This is a genomic window from Luteimonas salinilitoris (assembly GCF_041300785.1).
In the GTDB taxonomy this organism is placed as follows: domain Bacteria; phylum Pseudomonadota; class Gammaproteobacteria; order Xanthomonadales; family Xanthomonadaceae; genus Luteimonas; species Luteimonas salinilitoris.
Window position 1 is genome coordinate 19,299 of sequence record NZ_JBFWIB010000009.1, and the last position, 12,758, is coordinate 32,056.

The 12,758-nt window shown below is 70.1% G+C and carries 7 protein-coding genes and 1 pseudogene; 2 read left to right on the forward strand and 6 right to left on the reverse strand.

All coding sequences use genetic code 11. The features are described 5' to 3' along the window. Positions 1 to 517: 517 nt before the first annotated feature. Positions 518 to 1,342, reverse strand: coding sequence for a ThuA domain-containing protein (locus AB5T46_RS13655; protein WP_370564553.1), 825 nt, complete (start codon positions 1,340 to 1,342; stop codon positions 518 to 520). A gap of 168 nt (positions 1,343 to 1,510) precedes the next feature. Next, entirely contained in the window at positions 1,511 to 4,324 is a 2,814-nt protein-coding gene (locus AB5T46_RS13660; protein ID WP_370564554.1) for a TonB-dependent receptor, read from the reverse strand. Between the two features lie 207 nt (positions 4,325 to 4,531). Here AB5T46_RS13660 and AB5T46_RS13665 point away from each other — a divergent pair, with 207 nt between their 5' ends. Continuing rightward, the gene (locus AB5T46_RS13665; RefSeq protein ID WP_370564555.1) at positions 4,532 to 5,563 is read left to right on the forward strand and encodes a sugar kinase; all 1,032 of its coding nucleotides are present in this window, start codon (positions 4,532 to 4,534) and stop codon (positions 5,561 to 5,563) included. 225 nt (positions 5,564 to 5,788) lie between these two features. On the opposite strand, the gene sppA is transcribed toward AB5T46_RS13665, so the two are convergent. Together sppA and AB5T46_RS13675 are read right to left on the reverse strand one after the other, a co-directional pair. Continuing rightward, the gene (gene sppA / locus AB5T46_RS13670) at positions 5,789 to 7,675 is read right to left on the reverse strand and encodes a signal peptide peptidase SppA (protein ID WP_370564556.1); all 1,887 of its coding nucleotides are present in this window, start codon (positions 7,673 to 7,675) and stop codon (positions 5,789 to 5,791) included. A 61-nt stretch (positions 7,676 to 7,736) separates the two neighbouring features. Next, entirely contained in the window at positions 7,737 to 9,122 is a 1,386-nt protein-coding gene (locus tag AB5T46_RS13675) for an MATE family efflux transporter (RefSeq protein WP_370564557.1), read from the reverse strand. Between the two features lie 239 nt (positions 9,123 to 9,361). On the opposite strand from AB5T46_RS13675, the pseudogene AB5T46_RS13680 reads away from it, so the two are divergent. Then, positions 9,362 to 9,721: pseudogene (locus tag AB5T46_RS13680) on the forward strand (DUF3667 domain-containing protein); the annotation flags it as partial. Positions 9,722 to 10,727: 1,006 nt separating this feature from the next. On the opposite strand, the gene AB5T46_RS13685 reads toward AB5T46_RS13680, so the two are convergent. Then, positions 10,728 to 11,363, reverse strand: coding sequence for a DUF3106 domain-containing protein (locus AB5T46_RS13685; RefSeq protein WP_370564559.1), 636 nt, complete (start codon positions 11,361 to 11,363; stop codon positions 10,728 to 10,730). Continuing rightward, positions 11,353 to 12,327 (reverse strand): hypothetical protein, encoded by a 975-nt coding sequence (locus AB5T46_RS13690; RefSeq protein ID WP_370564560.1) that lies wholly within the window; start codon positions 12,325 to 12,327, stop codon positions 11,353 to 11,355. Before AB5T46_RS13690 ends, AB5T46_RS13685 begins: the two co-directional genes overlap by 11 nt. Positions 12,328 to 12,758: the final 431 nt, after the last annotated feature.

Here is a 12,758-nt window from a genome sequence, read left to right on the forward strand (position 1 = left end):
GCACGCGGATATCCTGCGCAGTCGCCCCCCGGCCGGCCTGCCTAAAAAAATGACACCGCTGGTCATCAACCTAGCAATCCGCCGGAAAGATGGCACCTTGCAGTGCAGCATGCGCGGCTGATACAGAGAAAGATGTGCGGGCTTCGGGCGGACCAAGAACGTCCTCATCTGTTCCATCGGCACGACACCGAAGCACTGACGCCAATCGCGCCGGGCGATGCTGGATCCGAAGCCTACGACAACCTCAGCAATCAGCCGCGAAATACCGACACGTGCCCGCGGAGCCGGTCACCCTCGGCAGACGCGAACCGGAAAGAATCCCCACCCATAGGTCCCACTCAATCGAGCGAAAAACCTTGAAAAAGTGAGCTGGGAATTTGCTGGGCACACGGCCAAAGCCCCAGCCGAAGCAGATCTTCCTCAAACAGCAAGGCACATCACCGCATAAGCCCCGCACGACTGGTGGCGCTTGGCTATGCTAGGAGGAGGCCCGGGTGGGCAGGCAGATAGCGCGCCGTCAGCAGGCGTCGTCGATGCCCGTGACGTAGCGCAGGCCGCGGGCCACGTGCCGCAGGAATACGGCGTCGGCATAGAGGCGACTGTCGTGGCCGAGGCCGGTGTACCAAGTGCGGCCGCCGTCGTATTCGCGGCACCAGGTGATCGGGTGATCGCCGCCCATGGTGCTGCCGATATAGTCGGATGGTTCCAGTGCGGCGATCACCCGCACCTGCTCGCGCGGATTGCGGCGGAAGTTGTAGAACTCGTCGGTGACCTGCCAGGGCTTGTCGTCGCTTCCGATCCCCACCGTCGCCGGATCGGCGAGGTGCACCCGCGAGGTCTGCAGGCCCGGCGGGTGGCCGTCGAACCAGGCGCCGACGAGTTCGCCGTACCAGGGCCAGTCGTACTCGGTGTCGGAGGCCGAATGCAGGCCGAGAAAGCCGCCGCCGTTGCGGATGAACGCCTCCATCGCCGCCTGCTGCGATGCGTCGAGCACGTCCTGGGTGGTGTTGGCGAACACCACCGCGCGATAGCCGGCCAGGTTGGCGTCCGTGAACGAGGCGCCGTCCTCGCTGTGCACGATCGCGATGCCGTGTTCGGCGCCGAGCTCGCGCAGCGCGGCGACGGCATCGGGAATGGAGTTGTGGCGGAAGCCGGCGGTCTTGGTGAACACCAGGACGCGCACGTCGGGATCGTCCTGCGGCGACGCCGACACGGCCTCGGGCGCCGGCGACAGCCAGAGCGCCGCCGCCGCGGCGAGGCCGACGAGTGCGCCCGCCGCGCGACGTGCCTCGGAAGATGCGCGCCGCGCATCCGTTGAAAAGACCGATGATCCTGCAGACATCAACGTCACCTCCAGACGTCACCGATCTTGGCCGTCCGACCGTTCCCGTGCAACCCGAACGCGCCCTCAGGCCGAACGTCGGTTCCGGCGGCCCTGCAGCCGACGCGGCAAGGCACCGCCGCCGCCGCTGGTGCGGAGACGGCGATGCCCGGCGTCATGCCGACGGTATCAGAACCGGTAGCGGAACCCGACCTTGTAGACCCGGCCGGTATGGTCGTACTCGTAGCGCCGGCGGGCGGTGATGTCGGTCCAGCGATCCTGGTAGTCATCGGTGATGTTCAGCGCCTCGAGGGTGACGTCGAAGTTCTCGTTGATCTTGTAGCCCAACGAGGCGTCGACATTCAACGTGTCGTCGTAGCCTTCGAAACGGTTGCCGGTACCGCTGGTGCCGTCGATATAGTCGCTGCGGTAGGCTGCCGAGACGCGTGCGTCGAAGCGATCGTTCTCGTAGAACAGGGTGAAGTTGTACGAGCGCTTCGACAGCCCGAACAGGCGCTCGGTCACGATCTCGTCGCCGAAGGTGTAGTCGACCTCGGAATCGACCCAGGTGTAGTTGCCGATCACGCCCATGTTGCGCAGCACCGGCACGCCCTCGGCGAACAGCGACAGCGGCATCTGGAAGCCGGCCTCGAATCCCTTCACCTTGCCGCCGGGTCCGTTGTCGATGGTGGAGATGGTCCACGGCCGGCCTTCCGGATTCTGCTCCGCCGGCGAGGTCGGCACCAGCAGCGAAAGCGGCAGCCCGGTGGAGGCGTAGGTGCCGGTGCGCTCGGCCCGGATCGGACGCGACTCGATGTCCTTGTAGAACAGCGCCAGCGACAGGATCGATTCCGGCGCGAAATACCACTCCAGCGCGGTGTCGAACGCCGTGGCGCGGGTCGGATCGAGCTCTGGATTCTGATACGAGACCCGGTAGTTGAAGCTGTCCACGCTGCCGCCCGGCGTCAGGTTGCCCAGGCTCGGCCGGGTCATCACCTTGGCGGCCGACACGCGCCAGATCAGGTCCGGCGTGAGCGACCAGGCGAAGTTGGCCGACGGCAGCGTATCCGAATAGGTCGGGCGGTTGACGTAGACGTAAACGCCCGAGTTGTAGCCGCTCGAGGACTGCTTGGTTTCGACGTAGCGCACGCCGAGGTCGAAGCGGAAGTCGCGCCCGGCGAGTTCGGTAGCGCCGTTGAACTGCACGAAGTACGCGGTGTCCTTCTCCTCGACCTGGCGGACGTTGCCCTGGTCCTCGCGCATCGGCAGGCCGCGCAGGCCGATGAAGTCGTTCCAGGCATCCAGGTCCGGGATGACCCAGCGCGTGGTCGAGCCGGGGCCGGTCTCGTCGTCGAAGTCGTAGATGTCCGACAGGTCGCCGGTGGCGGGAATGCCGTAGAAGTCGTCGACGCCGTCGCCGTCCGGATCGCAGTCGTACAGGCCGGCGGCGCACACGCCCGAGTCGCGGATGCCGCCCCAGGTCTCGAAGGCGAACTGGCGGTAGGTCGCGCCGGCCTGCAGCCAGTACGAGGGGCTGAACGCCCATTCCACGTCGGCCGAGATCGTGTCGAAGGTGTGCTCGGTGCGGCTCGGGCGGTCGCGGAACTCCGACATCTGGAAATTCGCCGGATCGGTGACGTCGGCGCCGTTGTACGCGATCACCGGGTTCTCGTCGTCCGTGTAATCGTACATGAACCCGTTGTAGTCGCGGTCGTCGTACATGTAGGTGATTTCGTGCGGGAACTCGAGCGAGGAGGTCGACCGCCCCATCAGCAGGTGGCCCTTGAGGGTATCGGAAAAGTCCTGATCGAGGTTGATGCTCCACTGCGTGAACTCGGTGGTCCAGACCTTCTCGAAGTTCTCGGCGCGCACCCAGGCGTTGTCGACCTCCATCATCGTCACGTTGTTGGTCGACGGGTCGAGGGTGTAGTCGGTGACGTCCATGCCGCCTTCATTGCCGCGGAACAGCACTTCCAGGTATCTCTCGCGGCGGGCCGCGTCGAGCTTGGAATGCAGCACGTCGGCGCGCAGCCGCGTGGAGTCGCTCGGCCGCAGTTCGAAGCTGCCGGTCAGGCCCAGGCGTTCACGCTCGACCTCGATCTCGCCGTAGCGGGGAATGCGCGGATGGAAAGCGCTGACCATATCCTGGCAGCCGGGATCGTCCTGATTGGCGAAGCAATCGACACCGCGTACCGAGCGGAAGCCGAAGACCCCCTGATCCAGGTTCACGCCCGCCTGTTGCCAGCGCACCGTGTTCTGGCCCAGCTCCTTGGTGGTGTTGTCCGAATAGGCGGCCGAGAACGACACGCCCCAGACGTCCTCCGGATCGCGGTAGGCGAACAGCGCCGCCACGCGCGGCCCGGTGTCCTCGCTGAGATCGTTGTACTGGGCTTCGCCGGACACCACGAAGGTCCTGCCCCGCTCGTAGCCGAACGGATTGCCGGTGTTGAGGTCGACCACCGCGCCCAGCGAGCCTTCGTCGAGGCTGGCCGAGGCGGTCTTGTGTACGATGATCGAGTTGAACAGCTCGGAAGCGAACACGTTGTAGTCGAAGTCGCGGCCGCGGTTGGGCCCGCCCTCGCCGCCGGTGGCGGCGATCGCCTCCATGCCGTTGACGCGCACGCGGGTGTATTCGCCGGACAGGCCGCGCACCGAGATGTTGCGGCCCTCGCCGGAGTCGCGGGTGATGGTGATGCCGGGGATGCGCTGCAGCGACTCGGCCAGGTTCTGGTCCGGAAAGTCGGCGATGTCCTCGGCCACGATCGCGTCGATCGCGCCGACGCTGTCGCGCTTGAGGTCGAGCGCCTTGACCAGGCTGGCGCGGTAGCCGACGACCTGCACCGTGTCGAGCTCGGTCGCGTCGGGCGCCGTGGCAGCCGGTTCCGCCGGCGGCGGCGCAGGCTCCTGTGCGAACGCGGCGGCCACCGTCATCTGCAGCGCCATGCCGATCGCCGCAGCAAGCAAGGTAACCGGTGTCTTTTTTGTCTCGATTGGATACCGCATCACAACCCTCCTCTGACGTCATTCCGCTCTTTGGGCGGTTCTTGACTGGATGAACCCGCTTGATATGGTGTGCCGAGCGGCCAAAATGACACCGCTGGTCAAAACCGTAGCAAAACTCGCCCGCCGAAGCATGCTGCGTTGCGGCAACGGTTTTTTCGGGCACTCTGGCACCCCTCTGGCCCCACGGGACGGCATCGGACGACTGACATGACGCAACGACGCATCCTCTGTTTCGGCGAGCTGTTGCTGCGGCTCGGCGCTCCCGGGCGCGAACGGCTGCTGCAGACGCCGGCACTGACGGTGCATGTCGGCGGCGCCGAGGCCAACGTGGCGGTGGCGCTGGCGCGGTTCGGCCATGCCGCGGCGATGGCCGGCACCGTGGCCGACAACGCCCTCGGCGAGGCCGCGCTCGGCGAACTGCGCCGGCACGGGGTCGATACCCGCGGCGTGCGCCGGACCGGCGGACGCATGGGCCTGTACTTTCTCGCCACCGGCGCCGGCCTGCGCCCGAGCGAGGTGCTCTACGACCGCGCCGGTTCCGCCTTCGCGCTGGCCGCGGCGGACGCCTACGACTGGCCCGCGCTGCTGCGGGACGTCGACTGCCTGCACCTGTCGGGGGTGACGCCGGCGGTCGGCGCGGGCACCGCCGCTGCCGCGGTCGCGGCGGCCGAAGCGGCCAACGCCGCCGGCGCCCTGGTGTCCTTCGACGGCAACTTCCGGCAGCGGCTGTGGGCGGCCTGGGACGGCGATCCGGCCGCGATCCTGCGCCGGCTGCTGGCGGCCGCCGACCTCGCCTTCGCCGACCATCGCGACATCGCCGTGGTGCTCGGCGAGGATCCCGCGACCGGCGCCGACGTTCCCCACGAGACCCGTATCGTCGTCGCCGCCGGCCGCGCCTTCGCGGCATTTCCGCGACTGCAGCGCATCGCCACCACGCTGCGCACCCAGCACAGCGTCGACCGGCACACGCTCGGCGCGATCCTGGTCACCCGCGCCGGCGCCGTGCACCGCGTGCCGGCGCGCGAGCTGGACGCCATCGTCGACCGCATCGGCACCGGCGATGCCTTCGCCGCCGGGGTGCTGCACGGCCTGCTCACCGGCATGACCGATCCCGACGCCCTGCGTTTCGGACTGGCGGCCGCGTGCCTCAAGCATGCCCTGCCCGGCGACTTCGGCCTGGCCGATGCTGAGGACGTCGCCGCCTGCGCGCGCGAGGACCGGCTCGACGTCAGGCGCTGAGCGCGGCCGTCCCGGGCAAGCTTGCCGACGTTTCGTAGGAGCGCGCCATGCGCGCGATGCCGCGGGTGCCGGCAGGATCCGGTGGATGCCGCGATTCCAGGCCGGCAGGCGCGCCGGTCATCGGAATTTACAGGCGGCGAACTGCCCGCGGCATCGCGCGCATGGCGCGCTCCTACGAAGCTGCGGCACGCAGTTGCGATGCCGCATTGAGCCGGGGCGGCCGATTCAGAACACCGGGCAGAAGCAGTACGCCATGGCCTTGGCCGGCGTACCGCGGTCGTTCGCCAGCGCCTGCTCGAACACGCGCACATGCCGCTCCATCTCCGGCACCGTGCGCGCCAGCAGCACCTGCGCAAGGCCGGCGTCCTGCAGCAGCGAGGCGCCGATCCGGGTGCCGGCCAGGCCGGCCAGGAACTGCGCGAACGGCGACGGCGCCTTCTCGATGTAGCGCACGTGGTAGTCGCCTTCCTCCAGCTCGGCACGGCGCGCGGCGTCGGCGATCGCGTCGCGGAAACCGCCGAGCTCGTCGACCAGGCCACGATCCCTGGCCTGCGCCCCGCTCCAGACCCGGCCGCGGGCGACGCGGTCGATCGCCGCCGGCTGGGCACCGCGACCGGCGGCGACCTTGGTGACGAAGTCGTCGTAGATCTTCTCGACGCTGGACTGGATCAGGCGTCCGACCTCCGGCTCCAGCGGCCGGGTGATGTCGAACGCGCCGGCCAGGCGCGTGGTGCCGACGCCGTCGGTGTGCACGCCGATGCGGTCGAGCGTGCGGGTGATGTTGGGGAACAGGCCGAACACGCCGATCGAACCGGTGATGGTCGACGGGTCGGCGTAGATGCGATCGGCGTTCATGCTGATCCAGTAGCCGCCGGAGGCGGCCACGTGGCCCATCGACACCACCACCGGCTTGCCCGCCGCCTTCAGCGCCTCGACCTCGCGGTTGATCTGCTCGGAGGCATAGGCGGAACCACCCGGCGAGTTGACCCGCAGCACCACCGATTCAACCTGTTCGTCCTCGCGCGCCTCGCGCAGCAGCGCGGCGGTGGATTCGCCGCCGACGGTGCCCGGCGGCTGGTCGCCTTCGCTGATCGCGCCCTCGGCCACGACCACGGCCACCTGCGACTGGCGGCCGAGCGTGGGCCCGTCGCGATCGACGTGGGCGAGATAGCCGTCCAGCGCGACGTTGCGGTAACCGCCCTCGGCGTCGTCGTCGGCGACGCCGCGCTCGGTCAGCAGCCGCTCCACGTCCTCGCGCGTCTTCAGCCCGTCGACCAGCTTCTGCTCCAGCGCGTAGCGCGCCAGGTCGCCGCCGAGCGCGGCGACGCCGTCGGCCATGCCGTCGATGCCGGCTTCCAGCTGCTCGACGCTGAGCTCGCGCGCCTGGGCGATGTCGCCGAGGTGGCGCTGCCAGAGGTCGTTGAGCCAGTACAGGTCGGCCTCCTTGGCCTCGGGCGACGCGGCGTCGAGCACATAGGGCTCCACCGCGGACTTGAATTCGCCGACCTTGAACACGTGGATGTCGACGCTGAGCTTCTCCTGCAGCGCTTCGCCGAAGTACGGACCATAGCTGGCGAAGCCCTCGAGCACGACGCCGCTGCCCATGGGATCGACGTAGACCTCGTCCGCCTGCGCCGCCAGCAGGTAGGCGCCCTGCGAGAAGCCGTCGCCGTAGGCGACGATCTGCTTGCCGGCGGCACGCAGGTCGCGCAGCGCGCCGGCGACCTCGCGCAGGGTGGCGATGCCCGACGGCTGCAGCCGGTCGACGCGCAGGAAGACGCGCTCGATCCGGTCGTCGTCCGCCGCCGCCTCGATCGCGCGCAGCAGGTCGCGCAGCTGCACTTCGACGGCGCGGTCGTCGCCCATCATCTTCGCCAGCGCGCGGGAAGCCGGATCGGCCGTGTATTGCTCGACGATGCGTCCTTCCGGCGCGATCACCAGCGTGGTGCGGTCGAGCAGCGGCCGGCCGGCGCCGCCCGCCGCCAGCGCCAGCAGGATCAGCAGCACGGCGAAGAACAGCAGGTTGAAGACCAACTGCCGGGTGAAATTGATCGCGCCCCAGATGCCTGCCAGGACGCGGACAATGGGACCGCGACGGCGCGGTTCGTTCATCGGGTGGTACTCCGGGAAAAAATCGGGACTGTCCACAGCTTAGCCGGCCGGCGGCCGGCTTTCATGCGCCGGAGGTCACCGTGCCGCTGGTTGGGGCTACCCGCCGGCTGCTGCGCAGGAAGCGCAGCCCCAGCAGCAGCGCAGCCACGGCCAGTCCCGCGATCAGGCCGATCCACATCCCGCGCGGGCCCCAGCCCAGGCCGAGCCCGAGCCCGGCACCCAGCGCCATGCCCACGCCCCAGTAGGCAAGCGCCGCCAGCAGCATCGGCACGCGGGTGTCCTTGAGCCCGCGCAGCGCGCCGGCCGAGAGCACCTGGATGCCGTCGGGAAACTGGAACGCGGCGGCCAGCAGCAGCAGCGAGGCGGCCAGCGCCGCCACCGTCGCGTCGCCGGTGTACAGGCCGGCGATCAGCTCGTTGCCGGTCAGCAGCGCCACGCCGGTCAGGCTCTGGGTGGCCAGCACCAGCGCCAGCCCGGCAAAGGCCGCACGGCGCGCCCCGGCCACGCCGAGCCCGCCACCGATCGCATGGCCGACGCGCACCGTGGTCGCCTCGGCGAGGCCGAACGGCACCATGAAGCACAGCGCCGCGACGTTGATCGCGATCTGGTGCGCCGCCGCCGGCACCTCGCCGAGGCGCCCGATCAGCAGCGCGGTGACGATGAACAGGCTGCCCTCCATCGCCACCGTGACCCCGATCGGCAGGCCCACGCGCAACAGTTCGCGGATCGACGCCCAACGCGGCGGATCGAACCGCGCGAACAGGCCGAGGTCGGCGAAGCGTCGCGCGCGCCGCAGGTACAGCGCGAAGGCGATCGTCTGCGTCCACATCATGATCGCCGACGCGGCGCCGATGCCGCCGGCGCCGAATTCCGGCAGGCCGAGGCCGCCGAAGGTGAGCAGGATGCCCAGCGGCACCAGCAGCAGCAGGCCGCCGAAGCCGAACACCATCGTCGGCAGGGTCCAGTGCAGGCCGTCGCTGAGGTAGCGCATGCAGTAGTACAGGGTCAGCGCCGGCACGCCCCAGCGGATCCCGTGCAGGAACGCGGCCGCGCCGGGGCGGATGCCTTCCACGATCCCCAGCGGCGCCAGCGCATGCACGCTCAAGGTCATGAACGCGAACAGCAGCAGGCCGAGCGCCGCCGCCAGCCACAGCGACTGCCGGAACAACGCGCCGATCTCGTGGCGGCGACCGCCGCCGTCGAGCTGCGACACCGACGGCGGCAGCGCCATCAGCGTGCCCATCGGGACCATGATCGGCAGCCAGAACATCGCGGTGCCGATCGAGACCGCCGCCAGCGTGGCGGTCCCGTGGCGGCCGGCGATCATGCTGTCGACGAAACCGATCAGGCCGGTGGCGACGTGGCCCACGACCAGCGGGCCTGCGAGCACCGCGGTGGTGCGCACCTCGCGGCCGAAGCGCGCGCGGGGGGAAGCGGAGGAGGGCATGGGGAAGACGGCTCGGACGACTGCGGCCGCGCCGCCGAACGGATGTCGGGCGCTGGCGCCGGGTCGCCGCGGACCGTTATCTTAGCCGCCGGGCAAGCCTGTCCGGAACCGGACCGCATGCGTCCGGCGTTCCGCATCGCCCACGCCCGCCCGGCGCGGGCGGCGAACGCGGGATCCCGGGATCAGGCGCCGAACGCACGCCGCATACGGCATCACAGAGATCCCGGGGAACCACCCGCATGTCCGAACCCGATCCGCGCAGTCCCCTACCGGCGCCGCTGCGCGCCTGCGAAAACTGCAGCACCGCCCTGCAGGGCGTCTATTGCCATCTCTGCGGCCAGTCCGAGCACAGCCCGACGCGGCACCTCGGCCACGCCGTCGAGGAGGTGTTCGAATCGTTCTGGCACCTGGACGGACGCATCTTCCGCACCCTGCGCGACCTGTTCGTGCCCGGCCGCATCGCCGAGCGCTATCTGTCCGGGAAACGGGTGTGCTACGTCGCGCCGATGCGGCTGTTCGTGATCCTGAGCCTGTTGACCGTGTTCGTCGCCAAGCTCGCGATCGGCGACGCGCTCGCGCTGCAGGACGCCGAGCGCGCGGCCGAGAGCCAGGCGGTGGCGACCTACGCGGTGGACAAGGCCGGCTTCGCCGCCGCGGACTCGATCGCGGCGGTGGATGCGCTGCGCGAACGCGAACTGGACCGGCTGGCCGCCGAACGCGCGGTGCTCGGGCCCGATGCCTCCGAGGCGACGCGCGGGGCGATCGCCGCCGCGGAGCGGGTGGTCAACGCCGAGGCCGAGACCCGCAGGCGGCGGCTGCAGCGCGCGCCGGAGGATGCGTCTGCGGACGACCCGGAGCGCGACGCGAACGGCATCGGGGCGCGCATCGAGCGCAACGTCGAGGCCTACTCGTCGCGCCGCGACGGCGCTGCCGCGCTCGCCCGCACCCTGGTCGGCGCCGCGCCGATGACGCTGTTCATCCTGGTCCCGCTGTTCGCCGTGCTGCTCAAGCTCTTCTACATCCTCGGAAAGCGGAGCTACCTGGAACACGTGGTAATCGGCCTGTACAGCCACGCCTACCTGATGCTGGCGCTGCTGCTGGTGTTCGCGCTGTCGCTGCTGGCCAGCTGGCTGGGCACGCACGTGCCATGGGCATCGCGACCGATCGGCTGGATCCAGGGGCTGCTGCTGATGTCGATGCCGCTGTACCTGCTGTGGATGCAGAAGCGCGTGTACGGGCAGGGCTGGTGGATGACCCTGCTCAAGTACTGCGTCATCGGCCAGATCTACCTGCTCATGTTCCTGTTCGTCGCGCTCGGCACCGGCCTGTACGCGCTCGCCGGGATGTAGCGGCCATGGTGATCTACGTAGGAGCGCGCCATGCGCGCGATGCCGCGGGCATTTCGCGGCCACGGAATTCCGGCCACCGGCGCGCCGTCCGGCTCGCGACGGGAACACCGGACGTCACCGGCGTCGCGCGCGCAGCGTGTTTCTTCGGGGCGGCGGTTCGAGCGCGGCGGGTGCGCGGGAATCGCGAATTGCGTCGGCGCGGCTATGGCGGGGGCATCGCGCGCATGGCGCGCTCCTACGGAATGGTGGCCGCCGATCAGGGCGCCGGCCCGACCTGCCGCCGCAGCCAGGCGGCACGGCCTTCCGGCGGCGTCGACAGCAGCGCGCGGCGCAGGGCGTCGCGCTCTTCGGGCGGCGTGCGCTGCGCCAGCAACGCCAGGTCCGCACGCTCGCGCTCGTCCATCGCGCGCAGCGCCGCCAGCAGCGGCGCGCGGTCGTCGGCCGGCACCAGTGCGAACAGGCCGTGCAGACGTGTCCAGTCGGCGCCGAGCTCCGGACCGAGCAGCCAGCCGTCGCGCTGGTAGCTGTCGAGCTCGGCATAGCGTTCGTTCAGCGCCTGCTGGCGATCCGTCGGCAATTCGGCATAAGCGCGGGCTGCCGCCCGCAGACGCGCCTGCGCCTCCGGCCGCAGCGCCTGCCAGGCGGCCCAGGCATTGCGCCGCTGGCGCCGTTCGGCCAGCGGCAACGCATCCCATTCGGCGACCCGCCGGCGCAACGCCTCGCGCTCGGCGGGCGGCAGTGCACGCAACGTCGCCTGGCGCTGCAGCAGGCGCGCGCGCTCGGGCTCGGGCAGCGCCTGGGCGTACCGCTGCAGTGCCGGCGGCAACGCCGACGCGGCCGGCAGGACCAACAGCAACGACAGGGCAATGGCGAACAGGGGCCTAGCGGGCATCGTCGGTTCCCATCGAGGACTCGTCGACGTCCGCTTCGGTCTCCTCGCGCTGCGGCCGCGCGATATCGCCTTCCTCGCCGCGCTCGAGCTGCACCGCCAGCCAGGCGTGGAAGGCCGGATCACGCATCGCGGCGTCGCCGCCGTCGCTCGCCAGCAGTTCGAAATCGGGATGGGTGAGCAGTGCCGCGTCGGCGTCGTAGGTGGCTGCCGGCGCCTGCGCCGGGGGGAGCGGCTCTGCCAGGATCTCGCGCGGACCGCCGTTTCCGCGTGGCGACGACAGCGGCCAGTCGACGGTGGCCGCCAGCGCGGCGAGCGTGAGCACGACCACCGCGACGGTCGCCGGCCACAGCCAGCGCGCCCTGGCGTGCGCCGTGGGCCGGTCATGGCGCGCCTGCGCCGCATCCGGCACGTGCACGCGCCCCTGCAGTGCTGCTTCGCGCAGGCGCGCCAGTTCGGCCAGGCGCGCGGGCGGAAGTCGCCGCACCGCCTGCTGCGCCGCCTCGCCCAGCGCGCGCCAGGCCTCGGCGTCGGCGCGTCCGTCGGCGTCGCGCGGCAACGCCCGCTGCAGCGCCAACCGGTAGGTCGCGCGCGTCACGCCCAGCACCGCCGCGGCGTCGGCTTCCGATACGTTCGCCACCAGCCGCAGCAGCAGCGCGGCGCGCGGCCCGTGCCCGGCCTGCGCCAGATCCCGGAACTGCGGCGGCCAGGCCGGCGCCGGCGGCGTTTCGTGCATGGGCCCGGCGGACAGCAGCAGCGTCCAGAACCGGCGCGGCCAGTCGCCGAACGGGATCCGCGCCGCGACATCGCGGAAATCGCCCATTGCCATGGCCAGGGCGGTATCGCCGGCCTCGGCATCGCCGATCTGCAGCTGCGCGAACACCGCGGCGCGGCGTTCGGCACCGCGCAGGAAGGCGGTGAGGGCGGCCGACGCCGCGGCGGCGTCGTTCACGGTGCGGGCGCTCATCGGATCGGCTTCATCGAGCCCATCATGATAGCCACGCCGCCGCCGAACGTGCCTCTTGACAGGGCTCCCAAAAAGGCATCGCCGGGATTCGGCACGGAAATGGTTGTGCACAGCGGTCACCGAGCCGTCATAGACAGGGCTTGCACATTGATGACTCGCCATGTTTCCGAACTGTTTCACGGCTAAGTGGCTGAATCACATGCGTTATCTTCGATTGGCGCTTTTTTAGCCAACCTCCCCTTAACGCGATACGTGACGGCCACAAGGCTGCTTCCGGCACTGCCATGCACAGGCTTATCCACAGTGTGTGTGGATAACGGCAAATCTTCTTTGACGACCGTAGCTTGCGAGCGAAACATGGATCCGCCTGCAGCATTCGCACGCAACCTTGCGAGCGCCGCGGCGCCCCGCTGAGGCGCCACGCGAAAATC